Source organism: Prevotella vespertina (assembly GCF_009728485.1).
GTDB lineage: Bacteria > Bacteroidota > Bacteroidia > Bacteroidales > Bacteroidaceae > Prevotella > Prevotella vespertina.
In genome coordinates, this window is the sequence record NZ_VVIQ01000003.1 from 164,972 (window position 1) to 189,790 (window position 24,819).

16 protein-coding genes and 1 other RNA gene are annotated in these 24,819 nt (G+C 42.4%); 8 read left to right on the forward strand and 9 right to left on the reverse strand.

Translation table 11 applies throughout. From position 1 onward, the window contains the following. Positions 1-73 precede the first annotated feature (73 nt). The 6 genes from F0475_RS03985 (at position 74) to F0475_RS04010 (ending at position 8,419) form a co-directional block, all read left to right on the forward strand. A complete protein-coding gene (locus F0475_RS03985) occupies positions 74-1,249 on the forward strand; it encodes a trans-sulfuration enzyme family protein (RefSeq protein WP_155715520.1) in 1,176 nt (391 codons plus the stop codon). Further along, positions 1,246-2,427 (forward strand): MalY/PatB family protein, encoded by a 1,182-nt coding sequence (locus tag F0475_RS03990; RefSeq protein ID WP_155715521.1) that lies wholly within the window; start codon positions 1,246-1,248, stop codon positions 2,425-2,427. The genes F0475_RS03985 and F0475_RS03990 overlap by 4 nt, the downstream gene beginning before the upstream one ends. Before the next feature lie 311 nt (positions 2,428-2,738). Then, on the forward strand, positions 2,739-3,911 hold the full coding sequence (locus F0475_RS03995; protein ID WP_155715523.1) for a dicarboxylate/amino acid:cation symporter: 1,173 nt from the start codon (positions 2,739-2,741) through the stop codon (positions 3,909-3,911). 86 nt (positions 3,912-3,997) lie between these two features. Continuing rightward, positions 3,998-5,221, forward strand: coding sequence for a peptidase T (gene pepT, locus F0475_RS04000; protein ID WP_155715525.1), 1,224 nt, complete (start codon positions 3,998-4,000; stop codon positions 5,219-5,221). A 168-nt stretch (positions 5,222-5,389) separates the two neighbouring features. Further along, positions 5,390-5,770, forward strand: a complete 381-nt coding sequence (locus tag F0475_RS04005) for an endonuclease domain-containing protein (protein WP_155715527.1) — start codon at positions 5,390-5,392, stop codon at positions 5,768-5,770. A 378-nt stretch (positions 5,771-6,148) separates the two neighbouring features. Beyond that, on the forward strand, positions 6,149-8,419 hold the full coding sequence (locus F0475_RS04010) for a cation:proton antiporter (protein WP_155715528.1): 2,271 nt from the start codon (positions 6,149-6,151) through the stop codon (positions 8,417-8,419). Between the two features lie 169 nt (positions 8,420-8,588). Here F0475_RS04010 and F0475_RS04015 read toward each other — a convergent pair whose 3' ends face one another. From F0475_RS04015 to F0475_RS04025, 3 genes are all read right to left on the reverse strand, one after another. After that, complete coding sequence (locus tag F0475_RS04015; protein ID WP_155715529.1) at positions 8,589-9,884, reverse strand: histidine-type phosphatase; 1,296 nt, start codon at positions 9,882-9,884, stop codon at positions 8,589-8,591. Positions 9,885-10,502: 618 nt separating this feature from the next. Next, complete coding sequence (locus tag F0475_RS04020; RefSeq protein ID WP_155715531.1) at positions 10,503-11,039, reverse strand: HDIG domain-containing metalloprotein; 537 nt, start codon at positions 11,037-11,039, stop codon at positions 10,503-10,505. Positions 11,040-11,114: 75 nt separating this feature from the next. Further along, positions 11,115-12,893 carry a biotin/lipoyl-binding protein gene (locus F0475_RS04025; RefSeq protein ID WP_155715533.1) on the reverse strand — a complete coding sequence of 593 codons (1,779 nt, stop codon included), beginning with the start codon at positions 12,891-12,893 and terminating at the stop codon, positions 11,115-11,117. Between the two features lie 143 nt (positions 12,894-13,036). Here F0475_RS04025 and F0475_RS04030 point away from each other — a divergent pair, with 143 nt between their 5' ends. Then, positions 13,037-13,852, forward strand: a complete 816-nt coding sequence (locus tag F0475_RS04030; RefSeq protein WP_155715535.1) for a hypothetical protein — start codon at positions 13,037-13,039, stop codon at positions 13,850-13,852. 216 nt (positions 13,853-14,068) lie between these two features. Here F0475_RS04030 and ssrA read toward each other — a convergent pair. Continuing rightward, positions 14,069-14,469, reverse strand: a transfer-messenger RNA (tmRNA) gene (gene ssrA, locus F0475_RS04035). A gap of 170 nt (positions 14,470-14,639) precedes the next feature. Then, positions 14,640-16,001: a dipeptidase gene (locus F0475_RS04040; RefSeq protein WP_155715537.1), complete on the reverse strand. Its 1,362-nt coding sequence runs from the start codon at positions 15,999-16,001 to the stop codon at positions 14,640-14,642. A 143-nt stretch (positions 16,002-16,144) separates the two neighbouring features. On the opposite strand from F0475_RS04040, the gene F0475_RS04045 reads away from it, so the two are divergent. Beyond that, positions 16,145-17,476, forward strand: coding sequence for a DUF6624 domain-containing protein (locus tag F0475_RS04045; RefSeq protein WP_155715538.1), 1,332 nt, complete (start codon positions 16,145-16,147; stop codon positions 17,474-17,476). 2 nt (positions 17,477-17,478) lie between these two features. On the opposite strand, the gene mfd is transcribed toward F0475_RS04045, so the two are convergent. From mfd to F0475_RS04065, 4 genes are all read right to left on the reverse strand, one after another. Beyond that, positions 17,479-21,042 carry a transcription-repair coupling factor gene (mfd, locus tag F0475_RS04050; RefSeq protein ID WP_155715539.1) on the reverse strand — a complete coding sequence of 1,188 codons (3,564 nt, stop codon included), beginning with the start codon at positions 21,040-21,042 and terminating at the stop codon, positions 17,479-17,481. A 307-nt stretch (positions 21,043-21,349) separates the two neighbouring features. Next, a complete protein-coding gene (locus F0475_RS04055) occupies positions 21,350-23,035 on the reverse strand; it encodes a hypothetical protein (RefSeq protein ID WP_155715540.1) in 1,686 nt (561 codons plus the stop codon). Positions 23,036-23,079: 44 nt separating this feature from the next. Continuing rightward, entirely contained in the window at positions 23,080-23,301 is a 222-nt protein-coding gene (locus F0475_RS04060) for a hypothetical protein (protein WP_155715542.1), read from the reverse strand. Between the two features lie 469 nt (positions 23,302-23,770). Further along, complete coding sequence (locus F0475_RS04065) at positions 23,771-24,787, reverse strand: endopeptidase (protein WP_234422951.1); 1,017 nt, start codon at positions 24,785-24,787, stop codon at positions 23,771-23,773. Positions 24,788-24,819 lie beyond the last annotated feature (32 nt).

Below are 24,819 nucleotides of genomic sequence, written 5' to 3' on the forward strand. Positions count from 1 at the left end.
TTATCATAGAATATAAATAATGAAGAGACAAGCTCCTTCTTATTCAAATACACAACTCAAACAAGAAAGAAATATGAAGAAACAAACACAGGCTATCCACCTGTCTTACAAGCGTCGGGATGCTTATGATGCTTTAAGCATGCCTGTATATAATGCAGTTGCCTACGAGTTCGACAATGCCCAAGTAATGGCTGATGCTTTCTGTGGACGTATTGATGCCCCAGACTACTCTCGTGTTGAGAATCCAACAGTAACAAATCTGGAGTTGCGAATCAAGGCTTTGACAGGTGCAGAGCGTGTAACGGCTCTTAACTCGGGTATGGCTGCTATCAGTAATACAATGTTTGCCATCGTTGAACAAGGTAAAAATGTAATTACATCACGCCATCTCTTTGGCAACTCCTACTCTCTTTTGACATCAACTCTCAAACGACTTGGAGTAGAGGCAAAGCTTTGTGACCTTACAGATGTTGCATCTGTAGAGGCTCAAATAGATGAGAATACATGCTGTTTGTTCCTTGAGATTATGACAAACCCGCAGTTGGAAGTAGCCGATGTAAAGGCTTTGGCTAATATAGCACATAGACATGGTATTCCTGTTGTTGCCGATACGACGATTATTCCTTTCACTCAGTTCTCTGGCAAGGAGTTGGGAATTGATATTGAGGTGGTGTCTAGTACGAAGTATATCAGTGGAGGGGCTACATCATTGGGCGGACTTATCATCGACTATGGAGCATACCCAGCTATCACCGACCGATTAATGAATGAGATGCTATTTAACCTCGGTGCATACATGACACCACAGGTTGCTTACATGCAGACATTGGGCTTGGAGACGCTTGAGGCACGTTACCGCATACAGTCAAGCAATGCCTTAGAATTAGCAAAGAGACTGCGCACACTTACACCTATTCGTAAAGTAAATTATGTTGGACTGGCTGATAATCCTTATCACGAGCTGTCAGTTCGTCAATATGGAGAGACTGCTGGTGCAATGGTAACCATTGATTTAGAAAATCAAGAGGCTTGTTTCAGGTTCCTCAACAACCTAAAACTCATTCATAGAGCCACAAACCTATTCGATAATCGCACACTTGCAATACACCCTTCAAGTACTATTTTCGGACTCTTTACACCCGAGGAACGCACAGCTATGGACATATTTGATACGACAATCCGCCTCAGTATTGGATTGGAGAGCGTTGATGATCTGTTTGATGATATTAAACAAGCATTGGATGTATGATGAAGACGTATGATTTCGATACTTTGATAGATCGTTCGGGGAGTGGTGATTTAAAGCATGAAGCCCTCCTCCCACGTTGGGGACGTAATGACCTCTTACCTTTATGGGTGGCTGATATGGATTTCGCCACGCCCGATTTCGTGGTAGATGCACTCAAAGAGCGATTGAATCATCCTATCTTTGGCTATACTGTTGACCCATCCGATTATCGTCCTGCTATCATCGATTGGATTCGTACACACCATCATTGGGAAGTTAAATCAGAATGGTTGAGTTTCATTCCTGGTATTGTTAAGGGGATAGGTCTTGTCGTAAACGTATTCACAAGGCCTGATGAGAAGGTGATTATTCAGCCTCCAGTCTATCATCCTTTCCGCCTAACTCCAGAGGGAAATCATAGGGAGGTGGTATTTAATCCACTACTTCGTCGTGAAGATGGATACTACGATATGGACTTTGAAAACCTTGAGCAGGTTTGTGATGAGAAGTGTCGTGTGCTCATCCTATGCAATCCTCATAACCCAGCGGGACTATGTTGGTCGAAGGAAACGTTGATTCGTTTGGCTGATTTCTGCTATCAACATCACATCCTTGTCATCAGTGATGAGATACATAGTGACATGGCACTTTTCGGTAATCAACACGTCCCCTTCGCTAGTGTTTCCCAGCATGCTGCAGACATTAGTATTACTTTCGGCGCACCAACCAAGACATTTAACATGGCTGGAATCGTTAGTTCTTACGCCATTGTTCCTAATGTGGAACTACGTGAGAAGTTCTTTGGTTGGCTAAAAGCAAACGAACTTGACGAACCTACGCTTTTTGCTCCTATTGCCACAATTGCCGCTTTCCGTAAGGGGGAAGAGTGGCGCAAGCAGATGTTAGCATACGTGGAAGAGAATGTGAAATTCGTGGAGGAATATTGCAAAGAGTACATTCCAGGCATACATCCATTACGCCCTCAAGCAAGTTTTTTGATGTGGTTAGACTGCAACGAACTAGGTCTCAATCATGAGCAACTCCTCGAACTCTTCATTGACAAGGCTCATTTAGCATTGAATGATGGTGAGATGTTCGGTCCTGGAGGCAAAGGTTTCATGCGTTTAAACATCGGAACCCCTCGCTCCATACTGCACCAAGCATTGAGCCAGTTGGCTGATGCTGTAAGAAGACTATAATATATAAGGTAGAAGAAGACAAATCAAGGAGCGGGATTGTAGCATTAATTGTACTATAATTCCGCTCCTTTTATAAGAGTATGTCATGCGTATAACTATGAAAGGAATAGATTTGTTGCAGATTAGAAAAAAACACATAAGTTTATCCTAAAACGTTGTATATTACAATATAAAAGTCTATCTTTGCAATTGACTTATAATACTCGAAGAGTAGGAGGACAATGCTACCAACCCAATTATCCATTATTGAAAATAGACTTATTGGTTGTTAATTCCTTAATTATAAACTATTACTAACATACAAGTACTATATGGAGAAGAAAAGAAGAATCGGGCTCTTGCCAAGAGTGATTATCGCAATCCTATTAGGTATTGCTTTGGGCTATTTCCTTCCAGCCCCTGCAGTAAGAGTGTTCCTCACGTTTAACAGTATTTTTAGCCAATTCCTTGGCTTCATGATTCCATTAATCATTATAGGACTCGTGACTCCTGCGATTGCAGGAATCGGTAAGGGAGCAGGTAAAATGCTATTAGCAACAGTTGTGATAGCATACGTTGATACTGTCATCGCTGGTAGCTTATCCTACGGGACGGGTTCATGGCTATTCCCTTCAATGATTGCCTCAACAGGAGGGAGTATGCCCCATATAGACAAGGCGACAGAGTTAGCCCCTTACTTTACTATCACCATCCCAGCAATGGTTGATGTAATGAGTGGGTTGGTATTCTCTTTCATTGTAGGTTTAGGTATTGCTTATGGCGGACTTCGCACGTTGGAGAATGTCTTTAATGAGTTTAAACACATTATAGAAAAAGTGATTGAAAAGGCTATCATCCCTCTCCTACCTTATTATATATTCGGTGTTTTCCTCAATATGACCCATAACGGACAAGCAAGACAGGTGTTATTAGTGTTTTCACAGATTATCATTGTCATCCTTGTTCTGCATGTTCTTATCCTCATTTATGAGTTCTGTATTGCAGGAACCCTTACTAAGCAGAATCCGTTCCGGTTACTATGGAATATGTTACCAGCTTACCTCACAGCATTGGGAACAAGCTCTTCAGCAGCAACGATACCCATCACTCTGGCACAGACAGAGAAAGCCGGCGTAAGGAAAGAGGTGGCTGGCTTCGTCATTCCCCTTTGTGCTACAATCCACCTCAGTGGCAGTGCGATGAAGATTACCGCATGTGCGCTCACCATCTGTTTATTGACAGGTTTACCACATGGTATGGGCTTATTCATTTATTTCATACTCATGTTATCCATTATCATGGTGGCTGCCCCGGGCGTACCAGGTGGTGCTATCATGGCAGCATTAGCCCCATTAGCTAGCATCTTAGGCTTTAATGACGAGGCACAAGCATTGATGATTGCCCTTTACATTGCGATGGATAGCTTCGGTACTGCCTGCAACGTAACAGGTGATGGAGCAATTGCCATTGCTATTAATAAGCTCTTTAAAAAGAATAAACTATAAAAATATATAGCAAAGATTACCACATTAGACTATCTTAAAAAGATGTTGTACCTTTGCAAGAAAGACAATTAAATATCTGTAAGAACATGGAAATAGTAGAACGATTTATCAACTACACGAAGTTTGACACACAATCGGCAGAAGATTCCGAGACCGTGCCGAGTACTCCCAAACAACTGATTTTTGCGAACTACCTCAAGGATGAGCTTGAGCGTGAAGGACTAAAGGATGTTGAAATAGACGATATGGGGTATATCTATGCAACGCTCCCTTCCAACACGAAGAAGAAAGTTCCAACAATTGGATTCATTTCTCATTACGATACAGCACTCGATGCTAGCGGTGCAAACATCAAGGCTCGTGTCATCAAGAACTACGATGGTGGCGATATACAACTCAACCCCAACATGGTTAGTTCGCCACGTCAATTCCCAGAACTATTGGAACACAAGGGCGAAGATCTTATTGTTACTGATGGTACAACGCTGCTCGGTGCAGACGACAAGGCTGGTATCGCTGAGATTGTACAGGCTATGTGTTTCTTGCGAGATCACAACGAGATTGAGCATGGGGACATCCGCATAGGCTTCAATCCAGATGAGGAAATTGGCAAGGGTGCCCATCACTTTGATGTAGAGAAGTTCGGTTGTGAATGGGGATACACGATTGATGGTGGTGACCTCGGCGAACTCGAATATGAGAACTTCAATGCTGCTGGCGTGAAGATATTGATTCATGGCGTTAGTGTCCACACTGGTTATGCTAAGGGAAAGATGGTCAATGCGAGTCGCTTAGCATGTGAGTTTAATGCGATGATTCCATCAGATGAAATCCCAGAGACTACTGAAGGTTATCAAGGCTTCTATCACCTTATTGGCATAGAGAGCCGTTGTGAGGAGGCAAAGCTAAGCTATATCATCCGTGACCATGACCGCGAGCACTTCGAAGACCGCAAGCGTTTCATTGAGAACTGCGTTAAGAAGATGAATGAGAAGTATGGTGCTGGTACTGTCGAACTAAAGATGAACGACCAATACTACAACATGAAGGAGAAGATTGATCCTAATATGCACGTCATAGAGCTAGTCCTTCGTGCCATGCAACAGGCTAACATTGCTCCAAAGGTACAACCTATTCGTGGCGGTACGGATGGTGCACAGCTTTCTTTCAAAGGTTTACCTTGCCCTAACATCTTCGCTGGTGGCGTTAACTTCCACGGTCCTTACGAGTTTGTATCGGTACAGGTTATGGAGAAAGCCATGCAGGTTATCATTAATATCTGTAGATTGACTGCGGAGTTTAATGATTGAGATATACCCACCCCCTTCCCCTCCCCAAGGGAGGGGGGATTAAGATGTTCTAAGGGACATGAATAAGATATCAATTAGAATAAGAACGTATTTTTACAATAGATAAAACAACCTATCATTCCTTTATCTATTGCGATAAGCAGGAATGATATCCTTTTTCTAAATTCTATGAATCGCTACGAAACAACAGATGCGTCTACTTACTATCTTTTACTTGAGCATGCGAGGAGGATGAGGAATAACCCCACTGAAGCAGAGAAGATTCTTTGGAAGTATCTTGCAAGTAATAGGATGGGAGTTCACTTCCGACAACAACATCCAATATATGGCTACATTCCCGACTTTGTATGCCTCAAGCAGAAACTCATTATAGAGTTAGATGGAGGATACCACTTGGTTGGGGAGCAACCACAAATGGATAAGGAACGCACAGAATGGCTAAGTAAAGAAGGTTATCGGGTTATTCGCTTCACTAATGAAGATGTATTCAATCGACTGGATGAGGTGCTGGATAAAATTGCAGAAGAGTTAGAAAATGCTAGCAAATGAGTTTAAAGGAAAGAGTAAATAAACTTAAAGAAAAGAACAAATAAGCGTAAAGGAACTCTGCAAATATACCCTATGATGTGAGCAAATATGCTCAATAAAGAAAGCAAATGTGCTCAACGATAAAAGCAAATATGCTCAATAACGAGAACAAGTACACTCCTGTTTCTCACATTCCTTCCACTGATAGAAGATTGAAGGATAGCCACAGACAAGCACCCCCATACCATAGTAATGTAAGTATTAACGCCAACCAACCTCACATATCAAGCTCTCCTCCCTTGGGGAGGAGCTGGAGGTGGGTAAAAGTATTAACAACTATCAACACCACATATCAAGCCCTCCTCCCTTGGGGAGGAGCTGGAGGTGGGTAAAACATATATGGCAGAACTACCATCACTCGTCAAAGACCTTGCACTGATACTTGTTGTAGCAGGCTTTGTAACACTATTATTCAAGAAACTAAAGCAACCCTTAGTACTGGGATACATTGTTGCTGGATTCTTGGTATCGCCTCACATGCCTTATCTGATGAGCGTTGTCGATAAGGCAAACATACACACATGGGCAGACATAGGTGTTATCTTCCTATTATTTGCATTGGGTTTAGACTTCTCCATAAAGAAGATACTCAAGATGGGAGCATCCCCCATCATAGCAGCCAGTACCATTATCCTCTGTATGACAACCTTAGGTATCGTCGTGGGATATAGCTTTGGATGGAAAGAGATGGACTGCATCTTCCTTGGCGGAATGCTTGCTATCAGCTCCACTACCATTATATATAAGGCACTCAACGATATGGGACTCACACAGCAAGGTTTCGTACCCACGGTGATGAGTGTTCTCATCCTTGAAGACATCCTTGCCATTGTGATGATGGTAATGCTTAGTACGATAGCCAGTGGCACCAACCTTAATGGTGCGCAACTCTTCGGTAGCATAGCCAAGATAGGGTTCTTCCTTGTATTATGGTTTGTTATCGGACTCTTCGCAATACCTCTCTTCCTTCGTTCCACACGCAAACTCCTTAATAGCGAGACCCTCCTTGTTGTGTCATTGGGCTTATGTTGCCTCATGGCAGTTATATCCACACAGGTTGGATTCAGTGCCGCTTTTGGTGCATTCGTTATGGGAAGTATCTTGGCAGAGACTATCGAAGCAGATAAAATCATTCGACTCGTCGACCCTGTCAAGAACCTCTTTGGTGCTATCTTCTTCGTATCAGTTGGAATGTTGGTCGACCCACATATCCTCATCAGCTATGCCATTCCCATCCTCTTACTCGTTCTGACCATCCTCTTGGGGCAAGCCATCTTCGGAACAATAGGCTTCCTGCTCGGCGGTCAATCGCTGAAGAATGCAATGCGTTGTGGTTTCTCCATGGCACAAATTGGTGAGTTTGCCTTTATCATTGCCTCTTTAGGACTATCCCTGCGTGTTATCAGTGACCACCTCTACCCAGTAGTTGTTGCTGTATCGGTTATTACCACCTTCCTCACGCCTTATATGATACGTGCAGCCGAACCAAGTTATAACTTCATCATAAAACACCTGCCGAAGAAGTGGGTACGTCGTATCAATCACATCCAAACGGAAACTCCTGATGAGAATACAACTGGGCATAATCAATGGCATGAACTCATCAAGAAGATGCTGACGGACACGGTTATCTATGGTATTCTCTCGGCTGCCGTTATAGCCATTATGTTCTCTCTTGTATTACCAATCTGTAGGAAGTTCTCTGTTGAATGGACAGGCACGCATTGGGCTGGTAATGCTGTTTGCGGATTATTAACCATTGCTTTCATCTCTCCTTTCTTGCGTTCCATAGTGATGAAGCAGAACCATTCTGAAGCCTTCAAAGCACTATGGATGGATAGGCGAATCAACCGATTGCCACTCATTGCAACCATTCTTGCACGTGTCGTCATTGCTATCAGTTTCATCTTCTACGTCTGCAACTATCTCACACGATTCCAGCATGCGTTTATTATTGCCATCGCTATCGGTGCGCTCATCCTCATGTTGCTATCAAGGCGACTGAAGGAAAGGAGTATCAAATTAGAACGTCTCTTCATACAGAATCTACGAAGTAGGGACATAGAAGCACAGGTAAAGGGCAAGAAGAAGCCGCTCTTTGCCGACCATCTCATTGATCGTGATATTCATATCAGTAACTTCAACCTACCAGAAAACTCGCTATGGGCTGGTAAGACATTACGAAGTTTGCGCCTCCGCAATCGCTTTGGCGTGCATATCAGTAGTATTCTTCGTGGCTCGCTACGCCTCAACATCCCTAATGGCGAAACGATCCTCTTCCCTGGTGACACGCTTCAAGCCATTGGAAATGATGAACAGTTAACGGCACTATCAAGAGCCATCAAGTCTGAACAGCAGCCCGAAGACACCGAGATAGAGAAGCGAGAAATGAAGCTTCGCCGTGTCACCTTATCCGAATCTAGCCCTTTCATTGGCAAAACCCTCAAAGAGAGTGGCATTCGAGACAAGTATAACTGCATGGTTGTTGGTGTCGATGAAGGGCAAGATAACCTAACCCTCATCACTCCTTCCCGCTGTTTACAGGCTGATGATGTACTATGGATTGTTGGCGAAGAGAGCAATTTGGCGAAGATTCTCACGTTGAATTGAGAACCTCTCCAAGTCTTATGGATCCATACGTACTAATTTTTTTGTCATTTGATTGGTACTGAGACGACTGCAAAGCATACAAACAACAAGACGCCTTTCTCCATTTGAGAAAGGCGTCTTGCTAAAAGGAAGTGAGCATTGCTATGATAACAACCAGGGGTATAGTCGCTTATTCATGATAGCTACCTAGTTTTGAAAGATAAAACTTCTTAAAGTCGCTCCATTTATAGTAATAAGGTGCAGAAGTCTTCGGCAATGGTAGCGTAGCTTCCTCTTCATTGAGTAAAACCTTCACAAGCGTTTCTGCCTTAGGCTTCCTCGGATTTTTATAGAATACGAATTGAATGTTAGCAGCCATAGGTACAATGCGTGTAGAACTCCAACCTTTCAGGTCAAGACTATCTATATCCGATACTCTGATGTCACTATTATTCAGATTAAGCAGACAGGTCAACGGCATCACCATCGTATCATGTCCGAAACGAAGTGTCGCACCGGGATGAGGAAGTGCCAAACAAGAATCGGCATCAGTGATAATCTTACGCAAGAGATTGCGCTGTGAAAAAGGTTGATTACCTCCGCTCTGTGGTGCACTAGCATATCGCAAATACCACCAAGCATTACTACGTTCCCAAAGACGGTATAATTCTTCTGGGGTAAAGAGATTGTACAATGAAAGCGAATGGCGTATTTCCGAGTTCTGAACAATACTAGCCAAACTGAAAAGATCAAATGAGAGTTGCCCCGCATCCACCTTCTTTGTCACATATTCCTTATCCTTAAAGAGGCGAGCCATCAAAGGTTTTGTGTCAATATTGCGTTTGCCCCACTCATCAATCGTATTCTTTACAGCACTACTATCCCTTTGGTGAGACAATTTTTTGTCTGATTGATTCATAAAATACATATCATGTGCACTCGCATCATGCCTAATGCGCAAGCGAGGATTATGTCGAATCAGCTCTTGCAGTTCGTTTTCCATGGACAGAATACAGCGGATAACATCCGTAGACTTAGCATCTATCCACACCGAATCACGGAAAACAGATGGGAAACGTTCGTACATTCTTCTCGCAATCTGCTGATGTTGCTGTGCTCCCAGAGGTGTCAATTCACCCCACCGCTTATAGGATTCAGCATACATGAGGCGTAGTTTCTTCAAGACATCTTCCCCCTCATTCGTCAAAACCCCAGCAGAATCAGCCCGCTCAAGCACTTCAATCGGTCGAAGATATTGCTGCGCATGAATGAGATAGCGCGATCCATGTCGACCATAATGCGAGAGATACACAGGAAAATAGCCTGACGGAGCAGGTGTCAGCTTACCAGAAGGAGTCGGATAAGCTAGGTAATTGTTGGCAGAAAGTTCTGGATGAGCACTAATCTGCTGTTTGAACGATTGTGCTGTGACGTGTAGAGATGCCGAAAATGCCAGCACACCAAGCCAAAAAAGATGTTTTTTCATATCGTTTTGATTTGTTCTAATAGCAATACAAAGGTAAGCATTTTCCATAAAGGCACATAAGAATAAACTAAATAATAGCTTCTTTCACTGAAATACGATAGTTGTTTTTCTATAGCATATACAATGAACAGAAGCAGAAGACACCCACTTGTTTTGTAAAAGAATATAGCCAATTTGATAGGTTATTACTGCGATATTCTGGAAAGCCTACTTACTTTGCTCGAAATATTCGATTTTTGAGAGCAATAAGTCTTGTTCTTCTAACAAACTAATAACCAAGCTGTTACAAATAATGCTATCCTATTATGAGAAGAAAGCAGATAGATTTTAATGAAATTGGAGCATATTTTAGCCCAAAACGATGGTTATTTCCGTAAAAAACGATAGTACTTTTTAGCAAAAACGATACTACTTTTCACCAAAAACGATAGTACTTTTTCATAAAAAAGTACTATTGTTCTGAGTTTATGGGTATTTAGTGACTCCAAAAACCAATATTCGTTTCTAGAAAGAGCTAATTAGGAAATTTAGAATGTAAAATATCTTCTTAATTAATTCGTCTATACGAATCATCTAAAAAGATAATAGGAAAGATTCGGAAACAGCCGAAAAAACTATCTAATCGAAGCACTTTTCCCACTCACGGAAGCGGAGACCCCCCTCATCACCGAACTTTGATAGGCTCTTTTCCGCCTGTTCAATCGTCTTCTCTCGATCAAGGTGCGTCTTAGAAAAGAACTTATCGGCATAACAAATCACCTTTTCTTCCATCGTTTCGGGTAGGAAATCTTGCTGCGGAAGAGGGAGGTTTTGCGCTATAATCTGCGCTTTTGTAATCCCAGCACCCGTATGTCGTTCGCAAACACGAGCATGACGTGGGAAGCCTTCCGACCTTAATAACTCTGCTCCGATACGCCCGTGACAGATGTAAGGTTCGGTTCCGAAACACTGAATGCCAGCCGCATCGCACTTGAAAATACCGATATCATGCAGCATAGCAGCCTCCTCTAAGAACGCACAATCGAGCTTTAATTCTGGATGGTGAGCCGCTATTGCTAATGCCTTATCAGCCACACTGCGACCATGAACTAGGAGGATGTGACGAAGCTCATTGTCGGTTGGGTAAAACTTATTGATGATTGAAAGATAATCCATAATCATAAACGAAAAAGTCACGGTCTTACTCAATAGCAATAGACCGTGACTTAATATTTTTTTAATGCGTTTTACTTATTCAGCATGCTCACGCTCAATGTAAGCAATAACATCGCCCTTGTTCACCTTAGCACCTTGCTTAGCGTTGATCTCAACCAACTTACCACCGAGTGCAGCTGGAACAGTGACGAACTCGCCCCAAGGAGCCTGGATATAGCAGAAAGCATCGCCCTCTTTATACTCCTTACCAATGAATGGTTCTACAGCTGGAGCAGCCTCGCCATCGCCCTGGAACTCCCAGAACAACTGACCTTTGACAGGAGCAACAAGTGCATCTGCCTTTGCATGCTTAAAGGCTGCAGCCTCTTCTGGGCTAACCTTTGCGCCGAGCTTAGCATCCTTAGCAGCTTGAAGATCAGCCAAGAAGTTCTTCTTAGCCTGTCCACTCTTGTAGTTGCGATACTGCTCTGGGTGCATAGCCAATTCGAAGAGTTCCTCCTCATCCTGACCATAATCCCAACCATTCTCGTCCATTTCCTTGCGGAAATCCTCAAGATTATTCTTCAACAATGTATGTGGGTCTGCATCTGTGAACTCAAGTCCCTTCTGCTTAGCTAGGTCTTTCAACTCTTGACAAATCTCACCTGGTACACGACCGCTCTTTCCGAGGATCATACCCCACATAGAATCGTCCATCATAACGAAGCGACCCTTACCCTGCTCAAGAGTGAGGAGGTTCATCAATGCGATGTTCTTTGTATATTGTGAGAATGGAGTTACCAATGGAGGATATCCTACACGAGGCCAAACATAAGCAACCTCATCGAACAACTTGATAAGCATGTCGTCAACAGAGAGTTCTTCCTCGCCCTTCTTCTTACGAAGGTTATTAATAGTAGAGCGAATACCACCGAGATCTGCCATCATTGAACCCATCATACCACCAGGTAAACCACAGCTAAGGAGCAATGAACTCATGATCTTATTCTGTGGATTAATGAAGTAACCCAACCATTCATCAATAAACTCCTGAGTCATGGCACGCGCCTTCATATAAGCATCCATATTAATCTCTGGAACATCAAAGCCTGCATTCTTCAACATACTTTGTACAGAGATAACATCTGGGTGAACTTTACCCCATGACAATGGCTCTATAGCAACATCGAGGATGTCAATACCATTCTTTGCAACCTCCAACATAGATGCCATTGAGAGACCAGGACCTGAGTGACCATGATACTCTAGTAAGACATCTGGGTGCTTCTCCTTAATACGGCGAGTGAGTTCTCCTAAGAAAGCAGGCTGACCAATACCAGCCATATCCTTCAAGCATAGTTCCTCAGCACCAGCTGCAATTTCTTCATCAGCTAATTTGCAGTAGTACTCAATAGTATGAACAGGAGAGGTGGTGATACAGAGTGTTCCCTGTGGAGTCATACCAGCTTCCTTTGCCCATTTCAATGCTGGAGCAATGTTACGAATATCATTTAAACCATCGAAAAGACGAGTAATATCTACACCCTGAGCATGCTTTACACGATACATCATCGCACGAACATCATCAGGAACAGGATACATACGTAAAGCATTCAAGCCACGATCAAGCATGTGTGTCTTGATACCAGCTTCATGCAGAATCTTCGTATAGGCACGTACCGACTCGTTTGGATTCTCACCAGCCAGTAAATTTACTTGTTCAAAAGCACCACCGTTGGTTTCTACACGTGCGAAACAACCCATCTCAATGAAGACAGGTGCGATGCGCACTAACTGATCTTTACGTGGCTGGAACTTACCAGAGCTCTGCCACATGTCTCGATAAATGAGACTGAACTGTATTTTCTTTCCCATATCTTATTTTATTGCTATCTAAATGAAGGTGATTGCAAACTGCAATCTCGACTTGCAAAATTAGATAAAAAATTCCAAAAATCAACTGACAGACAATATTTTTTGCAATAATTGACTATCTTTGCAGCATAAAAACAACGTACATGAAGAATTTCTTTTTCCCTCTTTTAAGCCTTTCTTTGTTGCTACTTACGGCATGTTATAACCAAAGTTCAACAGGTGATCATGGGGCTATAGACATTGAAACTAGCCTGAAAGGTGATAGTACTCGGTATGGATTGGCATGTGATGGATGCTCTGATTCTGTTATCGTATTCCTACCTGATGAGGGTGGAGACCCTATAAAGTTTGATATTGTCACGGCTAAGCGAAATAATATGGTATATGGGGATATCCAGATAGGAGACAAACTGGCGATTCTCCCTAATCCGATTGATCCATACGAGGCTGCAATGGTTATCGATCTAGAACAGATGAAGGGGACTTGGACTTTTCAGGTTCTTCCTAAGTTGAAACCAAATCCGACAAAGACAGAAGACGAAATTCTTGCAGGGATGAGCGATTCTTTGAAGAAAGCACTCTTCATTCCTCGAGAATATGGATTCACACTCAAGAGTTATAATCAAGCCTCCCCCGTGGGATATATCATGAAGTCCAACTCTTTGGAAGATGAGAGTCCTGTAGAATACCCAAAAGTAACGGTTTATACAAGTTGGCATATTTTTAATGGTAAACTGTATATCTATAAAGATACATTGGATGAGCAAGGACATCGAATACCACAAGACTCTGTTGGCTTTGATTCTGGCTCTATGCGTTATTTATCAGCTGATTCTATGGCTGCTCTCTTTGGTAAGAAAGTCATGCAATATCACCGAAAGAAGAGTGCTTTAGAGGCTAACAAAGAGGCACAAGAGGCTGAAGCGAAGGTGGCAAAGCAAGATACGATTAAGAAATAAGTAGGTATATTTATTTCAGTGAGACTCTCCAAAGCTTCAAAATAATATGTTTAGGCTTGTTCTAAGAACCTATACACGTAGAAGGTAGGACACTTCCTAATTGACGATATTTGTAGAATACCTATCAAGGGATAATAAAAAAGTAGGGGATTCATTGTATATGAATCCCCTACTCTGTATTACTTTCCTATAAGAAACTTCTCTTCTAAGAAGAAAATGTGGACCTGGTGGGAGTCGAACCCACGTCCGCACAAGGAAACCATACGCTTTCTACACGTTTATTCCAGCCTTCGGTTTTCGTATGTTGGCAAGACCTGGACCACCAACCAACATCTTATCCTCTAAATCTTCATCAGTGCATCGAGGCATACACTGACTATTTCCGATTGAACCTGCATCGCTTACTCTCTAGATTCGGAACAACATCCTCGGAGCGATGTCTCGTCCAACTATCTAATAGTCGGATAAAGCCAGTAACCTACTGTACTTCGGTTAGGCAGCGAGAGCGTAATTGTTTTCGCCAATTAATTGTTTGATAGCTGATATTAAGGAGCAAACTAACGACGCTCCGCGTGCTTACGTACCATTCCGTCTTGCCGTCAAATCCAAACAAGCCCATACGATAGTCGTGCAAAGGTAGTGATTGTTTGTGATAATGCCAAACATTTACTCCTTTTTATTATTGCAGAGTAAAGGTAGGGATATACAATCGTCCGTCTGAAAGTATGCTTCCCTTAGATCAAACGATTCGTTTATCCCTACCTTTATGATCTCTTTCTAGCCTTCGTTATGCTTCCTTATCGTATTCGAGATGGAAGTTGATAATGGTTTCAATACCCTTCAACCAGAGGTCGACAGGCATATTCTCGTTTGGAGAGTGAATAGCATTTGACTCCAAACCGAAGCCCATCAGGACGCTCTTAGCACCGAGTAACTTCTCGAATGTTGAGATAATAGGAATAGAACCACCAATACGAACAGGCAATGGACGCTTTCCGAATACCGCTTCAAAGCCACGTTCTGCTGCCTTATAAGCTGGGAAATCAATAGGACAAACGTACCCATAGCCACCATGATGCTTCTCAACCTTCACCGTAACGGTATCTGGAGCAACGCGATTGAAGTAATCTACCACTAATTGGCTAATCTTATTATGGTCTTGATGAGGTACTAAACGTGAAGAAATCTTTGCGTATGCCTTTGAAGGAATAACCGTCTTGGCACCATCGCCAGTATATCCACCCCAGATTCCACATACATCGAACGATGGACGATAGCCTGTGCGCTCGATAGTACTATATCCTTCTTCACCGAATAGAGCCTTTACTCCGATAGATTTCTTATATTCTTCTTCGTTAAAAGGAATAGATGCGACGAGTTTACGCTCCTCATCCGAAGCCTCCTCAACGTCATCATAGAAGCCTGGAATACGTATCTTACCATCAGGACCGGTAACGTCAGCTATCAACTTACACAATACATTGATTGGATTAGCCACAGCACCCCCGAACGTACCAGAATGTAAATCGTGATCAGGACCTGTAACCTCTATCTGCCAATAGGACAAGCCACGCAAACCAGTTGTGATAGATGGTACATCAGGGCTGATAATACCTGTATCAGAAACAAGAATCACGTCACAAGCTAGCAAATCCTTATGCTCTTCGATGAAAGGAGTAAGACTTCCTGAGCCGATTTCCTCCTCACCTTCGAAGATAAACTTCATATTATGCTTCAGTAAATCATGCTTGTTCAGATACTCAAAAGCCTTTGCTTGCATGAACGATTGCCCTTTATCATCATCAGCACCACGTGCCCAAATGTGTCCATCTTTGATTACTGGCTCGAAAGGCTCCGTCTTCCAAAGCTCGAAAGGTTCGGCAGGCATTACATCATAATGTCCATAAACTAATACGGTCTTAGCCTTTGGGTCAACCATTCTCTCTGCATATACCATAGGGTTGCCCTTCGATGGCATCACCTCAGCCTTGTCAACTCCTGCTTGTAACAAAAGTTCCTTCCAACGTTCTGCACAGCGCACCATGTCTTCCTTATGAGCTGTTTGTGCACTCACGCTAGGTATGCGTATCAGACTGAATAACTCCTCGAGCATTCTGTCTTTGTTCTCTTCTACATATTTCTTAATCATATTTCTTTATTTATTGATTTTCTAATGTTCGCAAATTTAAGCATGATTTATGACTTTTGCAAGTTTTTCCTTTGGTTTTATACTGGCTTACTTGCATGAGATAGAATTAATTGATATATTTGCAAAAACTAATACACTCTTTTATGAACAAAGTTATCCTGACAATCGTCCTGTCATCTTTACTATTTGCATGTGGTTCTGCTAAACTTACAGAAGAGCAACGTATGCAGAATGAAATAAGGCGAGATGTCCCTTTTCAATTAGACTCTCTTAAACCCACCAATAGTAACAGCTGGAGCTTCGCCAACAATGGTATTATTACAGCAGAGCCTGACTATGAAATAAGGGATGACGGTGCATTATTTGTTTATCGTACTTTCTTTAATGAACCGAAACAAGCACAGCAGCCCAATATTGTATGGCGTAATCTCTTCATAATAAAAAAGAAGCACCGAGTAATATGCGTGGATAGGATATTGATAGATGGTAAGACGAAAGGTATAGTTTATATTCTTCAGAGCAAGAACAAGTCCTATTCTTCTTATGGACTTTATCAATGGGATGTCACACGATTGAAGCATTTAGAGTTAGTTGGCTCTATTTTAGAAGATATGAAGAACTCAACTCTAAAACGATTCAACCTTTCTAACAGCACTCCTAAATTAATGTCTTCAGATATCAAGACACCTTCCTCACAGGATGATTATTGGCATCTTATCTTCCATGCTGACTCTCTTTATGAGCAAGGGCGTTATGATGATGCCATCCGTGTATATACAGAAGCATTCGCAGATGATCGTTACATCTTTCCTTCCAAGTTATCAAGTGTTGCTTATAAATTACGTATGGTTGATAAAGATGAGGCTGCTTATAAGTTTGATAAGCACCGTATAAGAATGGAAAAGGATTACTATCAGATGCCAGACTCTGCCACTGTGCCTTCTTATGAAGATGAGTTTGATAAGCGAGCAGTTATCTATAACTATGATTTATCACTGAAGAACCATTTAGAAGAGATGCTTGAACGTGACCAAGCTTATAGGACACAATGGATATTGAGCCGACAGTTGCACCATGAGGAGACACAACGTGATATAGCGTTAAGGCTTCGTGCTGATAGTATTGACTCTCTCAACCAAGTCGAGATAAGGCAAATATTGAAAGAACACGGCTTCCCTAAAAAGACAGAAGTAGGCACTTCTGCTTGTGAGGCAGCATGGATAATCATTCAGCATGCGCCCTTGGATGTACAGAAAGAATATCTACCTATGTTGGAGAGAGCTACGACAGAAGGGAACATTCAAGCTGCTTTAGTTGCTGCTCTACATGATAGGATAGATGTAAGAGAAGGGCGTCCTCAGAAATACGGAACACAGAGAAATGGCAATGGACTATGTCCTTTACTTAATGAAAAGATGGTCAACCAATGGCGGAAAGAGGTCGGACTTTCGCCATTGGATGAATCTGCGAAGTGAACTTAGTGTTTCTGTTTGGTAGAGAAGTCATTATTCTCTTGGTCTATTTCTCTTAATACTTTCACAGCCAGCTCAACGCTCTTCACATCGCTAACTACCATAGATCGCTTGCCATTCTTCTCTTTCAAGTTACACTGACGGGGATGATAACCGATGTAGTTAAGTACTTTACCAAAGGCTGCACTTTGATAGTATATGCTGTTGGTATTGGAGACAAACTGCATCTGCATACGCTGTTGCTTGAGAATAATCTTCTCACAACCCAATCGCTTGCCTATGCGTCGTAGCGCAACAACCTGCATTAACTCCTCACCTTGACGTGGAACAGGACCAAAGCGGTCTATCAGACGTTGGCGATAAGCCTCCAAGTCCTCATCTTTCTCAATGTTATCTAATTCGCGATAAAGCAACATTCGCTCCGAACTACCGGGCACATAGTTATCGGGGAAGTACATCTCTAAGTCGCTTTCAACGGCACAATCATCTATAAAGTCATCTCCCGTTATCTGCTTCCCTTCGTTCATTTCCTCCGCATAAAGGTCTTGGAACTCGTCATTCTTTAGTTCGGTGACTGCCTGACTAAGTATCTTTTGATAGGTTTCATAGCCCAGATCCTCCATAAAGCCACTCTGTTCCGAGCCCAGCAGATTACCCGCACCACGAATATCAAGGTCCTGCATAGCCAGATTAAAACCGCTCCCTAAGTCGGAGAAAGTCTCCAATGCCTCCAAACGACGGCGTGCCTCAGAGTTAAGCGCAGCCAATGGTGGAGCGAGAAGATAGCAGAAAGCCTTTTTATTAGAGCGTCCCACACGACCACGCATCTGATGCAAGTCAGACAATCCGAACCGATGAGCCTCATTAATGATAATGGTGTTCGCGTTAGAAATATCGATTCCATTCTCCACAATAGTGGTCGAGAGCAACACATCATAGTCGTAGTTCATGAATCCCATGATGATTTTTTCTAGTTCCTCAGGCTTCATCTGCCCATGTCCTATTGCCACACGGCAGTCAGGGACATACTTCTTAATAAGATTGGCTATCTCTGGAAGATTACCAACGCGGTCATTCACGAAGTAGACCTGACCATTGCGACTCATCTCGAAGTTAATCGCATCGGCTATTACCTCATGTGAGAACGAGGCGATCTCGGTCTGAATTGGATATCTATTGGGGGGTGGTGTGCGCATGATACTCATGTCACGTGCGCCCATCAAAGAGAACTGCAACGTTCGTGGAATAGGTGTTGCCGACATAGTGAGCGTATCTACATTCGTCTTCAACTGGCGTAACTTCTCCTTTGTAGTTACTCCGAACTTCTGTTCCTCATCAATGATAAGCAATCCTAAGTCATGCCACTTTACAGTCTTACCAATCAGTTTATGCGTACCCACAAGGATGTTTATCTTCCCTTCTGCAAGGTCTTCTATAACCTGCTTCGTTTGCTTTGCACTGCGGGCACGAGATAGGTAATCCACCCGAACAGGCATATCCTTCAGTCGCTTCTTGAATGTTTGATAATGCTGAAAAGCCAATACTGTGGTAGGTACTAATACCGCCACTTGCTTGTTATCTACAGCAGCTTTGAAGGCAGCACGTATAGCTACTTCGGTCTTACCAAAGCCCACATCGCCACAAACCAGTCGATCCATAGGGCGCGCACTCTCCATATCCTGCTTCAGTTCCTGCGTTGCCTTTAGCTGGTCGGGCGTATCTTCATATAAGAACGAAGCCTCCAATTCATGTTGCATAAACGAGTCGGGCGAGAAAGCGAAACCCTTTTCTCTGCGGCGTTTAGCATATAGTTTGATAAGGTCACGAGCAAGATCTTTGATTCGTTTCTTCGCTCTCTCCTTCAATCTATCCCATGCTCCAGAGCCCAAGACAGATAACAATGGAGGTTCACCGGAATTGCCTCTGCGATACTTACTAATCTTATAAAGGGAATGAATAGACACATCCACGATGTCATTATGCTGATAAACGAGTCGGATCACTTCCTGATATGAATCGCCTGTAGGCACTCTGACGAGTCCAGCAAACTTACCGATACCAAAGTCAACATGCACAAGAAAGTCGCCAGGTTCCATCTCTTGCAGTTCTTTCATCGTCAGTGCCATCTTGCCCTGACGTGCTTTATCTGACTTGAGGTTATACTTATGGAATCTATCGAATATCTGATGATCTGTGAAGAAACATACTTTTAAGGTATTATCAACGAATCCCTCGTGTATTGTTCGATTAACGGGAGTGAAAGGCAAAGCTCTAACTTTGGTTTCACCTTGGCTATTGGTAGTAGCTTCAACGACTGACAAATTCTCCGAATCGGGTGCCATATCTGAGTTAGATAACGATTCGAATATATCTTTGAGGCGTATTGTTTGCTTCTCACTATCCGCAAAGATGTATAGTTTGTAACCCTGTAGAAGATAGTCACGGAGCGTCTTTGACAGCAGATCGAAGTTCTTATGAAATAGCGGTTGAGCGGTCGTATTGAATTGAATCGTTACGTGCTGACCATCCGCTTTCTTGGCAGTCTCACTGATAGAATGGGGCACTCCGAACTCTATGCGACGATAGTTTAGAGCCTCATTCATAAAGTGCGATGCCGTGATGAGTTGCCCTTCTTTACGGAACGCCTGCTCCAGTTCGTGCTGTTCCACCTCTGTCTTTCCCTCCCTCTGTGCCGTTAACGCCTGTGCTGTGAAGCCCTCTTTATAAATGTTTTCGATAGCATCACGCACATAAAGGAAGTCTTTGAACGCAAGGAAACTATCAGCTGGTAAGAAGTGAAGGAACGGCACTTTCTCTTCTGATAAAGTAGCCAGTTCGGGTACGACCTCTATGTGTTCTAACTTCTTACTTGATAACTGGCTCTCTACTTCAAAAGTGCGAATCGTCTCTATGTCATCGCCAAAGAAGTCGATACGATAGGGCAGTTCACCAGAGTAGGAATAAACATCAATGATACTGCCACGCACAGCAAATTGTCCAGGCTCATACACATAATCGGTTTCCGTGAAGCCGAATGAGCGCAAGGTCTTCTCTACCTCAACGATATCAATGTGCTGATTGACAGAGAGCGATAGGTGTCGTTCGTCCAACTGCCGCTTTGAGACAACCAGTTCTGATAATGCTGAAGGATCTGTGACAATGTAGATTGGATGCCCGTTAGCCGTCCCTTTCTCCGTAGCCAATGCCGATAAGCGTGTGAGTACCTCCGTGCGCAGGATTTCATTCCCCGCATCCCTCTGCCCATACTTGACTGCACGACGATAGGACGAGGGGAAGAAGAGCACTTCAGCCGTGCTATCTTTGCTATCTTCAGGCATGACGATTGTCTTCAAATCATTATAGAAATAGCCAGCTTCTTCGCTATCATTAAGTACGATGACGACCGTTTTCTGCCATCGTTCGGCTATAGCTGCAAAGAGCATTGGAGCGGCTGATGCCACTAGTCCTTGCAAGAAGATGGCTCTCACTTGTTGGTCTTCTTGCACCTTCATTATCGCTCCCGCCTGTGGCAAGGTAGCATATATCTTTTGTATGTCTTGTATCTTCATCGCTTGTGCGTTGTGCCTGCAAAGTTACAAAAAAGTACAGATAGTAAGGCTTGAAATGCGTATGGATTGAGTGAAGGAGTGCTCTTCTCGATTTAAAGAGGGCGTTTCTTGATGGTGAGAAGAGCCTTTCATTGAAGTGAGAAAACGCCCTTCTCGATATGAGAAGGGCGTCTTGCCATTAGGAGATACAACTCCTATCATATGGTACAAAAAGCAGAAAAGGTTGAACTACCAATGGTTAGTCCAACCTTTTCTGTCTTATTTATTATCATCTCAAACATCGTCTTGCGATGAAGAAACAAACGTTTTATTCAAATGGTACAGCCTTGAAGCCCAACTCTCGGTTACTTGATTCTACATAGATTGTATATCCAAACGTATTATTCCGTCTAAAGAATAAGTTGAAGGCATACTTGGTATTATTTCCATCAACACTATTCTTCGCAAAAGCACTTGAACTCCAATAAAAACCATTATAGCCAATATTCAAACAGATTCCCCTCTCATACCATCCTAACTCAGGCAAGAAGAAATACTTATGAAGGTCTGCCTTTGCAGGAGGTGTGTCTGGGATATTATTATTCTGTGCATATTCTCCACTTTCTGCGACACGTAAATCAGTTACAGGAGCCAATTCGCTTGGTGCTGTTTCCTTGTTCATGTCGGCGATATATTGCCTTTTCAGAATCCACATACCACCCTTATAAAGATGACCTAAGAAAGAGAATAATTGATTCCTATCGCCATGTGGGTCGCCCTTAACTACATACCATGCCATCTCGTTAGCATTTGGTAACTTCTTAAATAGTTCTGTTTGCGCATCATTCCTAACACCATCTCCAGGGAATGAAGTATTACAATAACGATCTACATCACCACTCTTTGGGTAGTTCTCATTATATGATTCTGGACCATTAACAGTTCCTACAGAAGTTGAACCATTCTTCCAAGGCTGCCAGATAGGGGCTGTTCCACCCGTCTGATGTGGATACCAATAGTTCTGCTTAGCATCCCACATATAGTAATTCTGGTCGAAGTTTGGAATTTCCATATCCACTTTCATGTTGTAAGTGATATTCTCCTTATAGGTAAAAGTACCATAATCCTTTGTTACTACACCCTTGGTTCCTGTTCCGGTGTCCTCCAAATAAAACTTAGCCGTGAGTTTGTGTGCGCCTGGCTTTATAACGACAAACGAGCCATTAGTAGCCATATCCGCTGTAGTCTTGCTTAAAGGGAACCCATCTCTATACTGGCTTGGAGAAAGGAGACCACCACCAAGTGAGTTTGATTTTAGGGTGATTGTCTTGCTAACAGCGTCATCTTCCAACTGATTGGTTGTCGTATTCAGGGTATAAGTACCTGCAATATTCCCATCAGAAGTCAACTCTATCTTACTGATACGTGTCGAACTTAATTCTGTCTTACCATTGAAAGGCATAAAGCAAAGTATAGCAGCCTTGTGCTGAAGAGTGAACTTAAAGTTACCATCAGCTGTCTTTGAAGTAGTAGCCATACCCCAATCGCCATATTTGCCAACGTCTAAACCACTATTAGGCTTCATTTGCTGCTGTGTAGAAGCAAATTTTATTTTCTTATCAGTGCCTTCCTTTCCGAGATAAAGCACCCTATAACTACTCTTCTTCTTATACTGTCCTGGTACTTGGAAGGTGAATGACTCCTTCTCTTGGATAGGGGTAAACGTTTCAGGACCGCCTTCAATCGTATTTGTACTCTGCTGCCATACGCCATTGTCATCTTCTACCCATATCTTATCACCAGATGTCCATTTGAAAACTTTTGGATAAGTGATAGAAGTACGTGTCATTACTGCACCACCAGTAAAAGAGGTTAAGTGTTCATTCTTATGTTCCTTTTCTTCTGTCTTGTTCTTCTCTAACATGTCATCTTGAGCACATGAGGTGAGACTTAAACCTATCGCCAGAGCAGCACCAAGAACAAAGAGGTTAATCTTCATAAAATTGTTATTCATTACTTGTTAAGACCTTTAGTTGTATCATCATTTAGAATTACTCACTATTCATTTCCCCACATAATGGCAGATTTTGCCCCATTAGAGGAACCACTAACAGGCTGAGGTCCATCTTCATTATTTGCATCTTGATGGTCGCCAGTGACTGTCGGATGCTCTTGCGTGGGTGGAGAACCTGCCAAAATTGGCACAACATCAACAACTAAACTTCTCGTTTGAGGCCGTGTATAGACACTTCTTAGACCTCTTGTTACTTTCTTCTTCATTCTGTAATATAAATTGTTTTTGGGATAAATGAGTTATTTTAAAGTTATACTTTTGATTTCTTCGTGGTCTACCAATAACGAACATAAAACTTCTATGGCGACTCTTTTCTCTGTTATATTCATTCTCTTGAATGACAGAGCCATCTCACAAGTGGTATATTCGTTCTCTTGTTAAACTAATCGTTCTCTTAAGTTTATTGCTTGCAAAGGTAAATATAAATTTTTAAAAAGCAAAAGCACAATTATACTTATTTCTCTATAATAAAAGAAACGGGGGCATTACTTTCCATTTAAAGGACAAGTTAAAACTAAGAGAAATCAAGTTTGCTGTCATTCTTATCATTGCTTTTCCATTAAAAAAGCATTGTAAACCCACGAGTTAGTGCAAACATTAAATATGACAGCCAATAAAAACAAAACTAAATCAGGGATTTATCGTGTGTTATAGAGAGCTTTTATTTTAGGTAAATCACTTTGCTTTGTCCACAACTTGCAACAAGTCACGTCCCCGTACATGCTTATTTGCAAATAGGCGAATGATATTCTGGAAAGGAGCTGGCATGTGTGCAAAGTCGCTATTATCACAGTCAAAGACTGTACGCCTATTTACATTAAGCCATACACATACATCTCCTTGACCATAATGTTCAACGTCTTCGTTATAACTTATATATTCCTCTGGATGCTGGTGAATGAAAGCAACAATACTATCATTCGCCTCCTGGGATAACTTAAAACTAACTTCATTCTTAGAATCAAACCCGCCCCCGTCTACACTCATCATCCGTGTCCGTGTGTTATATTCGAACTCATAGTTTGGAAGAGACCTTCCGTAACACGATAAATGACCATTGAGAACATAGTTTCGTTCCTTCATTAGATACGACTTACGTAGGTTTAGGACTTCCTTCTGATGCCGCTTATATAATAAGGAGTCAGTAACAAAAAGGCTATAAGCCTTCATACCTCGACCTTCATCAAGCTTATTATCCGACCATGCAATCAGCGCTCCCCATTGATCATAGAACTTCCATTGTGCAGAATCAGGGATTATCGGTGAATCCCCAGTGAACCCTTGAGACTTCACCTTATCTACTATTACTCCCCTATCGCACACGAAGAACGAACACACCTGTGACGCATAACCATCTGTAATGATATGAGTCTTATCCTTATACCATACCGCCTTCGGTCCATCAATAGAGAACGCAAACAAACCAACAACACCACAGACGAGAACGATAACACTCATAAGGATGATGACCAACACACCCAATATCTCATTATAGTTAAAGCTCTTTCGGATTACTTTCCCTATAGGATAAAACCATATAGGAAGTGTGCCAAGCATGCCATAGTATAATAAGGTATCGAATAAGGGTTCCATCCGCAAATCTGCTGGTAGACATATATGTAATGCCCACCAACAGAAACTTAGTAGGATGTGAACCCAGAAGATGGAATATACAATCCGCTTAGTTGTCATAACAATCAGTATTTGTTATGGATAAGGAACGT

Coding starts and splice junctions, on each gene's coding strand:
- F0475_RS04015 (WP_155715529.1), bottom strand. CDS start 9,884: ATGAAAAAACATCTTTTTTGGCTTGGTGTGCTGGCATTTTCGGCATCT.
- F0475_RS03990 (WP_155715521.1), top strand. CDS start 1,246: ATGATGAAGACGTATGATTTCGATACTTTGATAGATCGTTCGGGGAGT.
- F0475_RS03985 (WP_155715520.1), top strand. CDS start 74: ATGAAGAAACAAACACAGGCTATCCACCTGTCTTACAAGCGTCGGGAT.
- F0475_RS04065 (WP_234422951.1), bottom strand. CDS start 24,787: ATGACAACTAAGCGGATTGTATATTCCATCTTCTGGGTTCACATCCTA.
- F0475_RS04005 (WP_155715527.1), top strand. CDS start 5,390: ATGAATCGCTACGAAACAACAGATGCGTCTACTTACTATCTTTTACTT.
- pepT (WP_155715525.1), top strand. CDS start 3,998: ATGGAAATAGTAGAACGATTTATCAACTACACGAAGTTTGACACACAA.
- F0475_RS04040 (WP_155715537.1), bottom strand. CDS start 16,001: ATGATTAAGAAATATGTAGAAGAGAACAAAGACAGAATGCTCGAGGAG.
- F0475_RS04020 (WP_155715531.1), bottom strand. CDS start 11,039: ATGGATTATCTTTCAATCATCAATAAGTTTTACCCAACCGACAATGAG.
- F0475_RS04030 (WP_155715535.1), top strand. CDS start 13,037: ATGAAGAATTTCTTTTTCCCTCTTTTAAGCCTTTCTTTGTTGCTACTT.
- F0475_RS03995 (WP_155715523.1), top strand. CDS start 2,739: ATGGAGAAGAAAAGAAGAATCGGGCTCTTGCCAAGAGTGATTATCGCA.
- mfd (WP_155715539.1), bottom strand. CDS start 21,042: ATGAAGATACAAGACATACAAAAGATATATGCTACCTTGCCACAGGCG.
- F0475_RS04010 (WP_155715528.1), top strand. CDS start 6,149: ATGGCAGAACTACCATCACTCGTCAAAGACCTTGCACTGATACTTGTT.
- F0475_RS04060 (WP_155715542.1), bottom strand. CDS start 23,301: ATGAAGAAGAAAGTAACAAGAGGTCTAAGAAGTGTCTATACACGGCCT.
- F0475_RS04025 (WP_155715533.1), bottom strand. CDS start 12,893: ATGGGAAAGAAAATACAGTTCAGTCTCATTTATCGAGACATGTGGCAG.
- F0475_RS04055 (WP_155715540.1), bottom strand. CDS start 23,035: ATGAATAACAATTTTATGAAGATTAACCTCTTTGTTCTTGGTGCTGCT.
- F0475_RS04045 (WP_155715538.1), top strand. CDS start 16,145: ATGAACAAAGTTATCCTGACAATCGTCCTGTCATCTTTACTATTTGCA.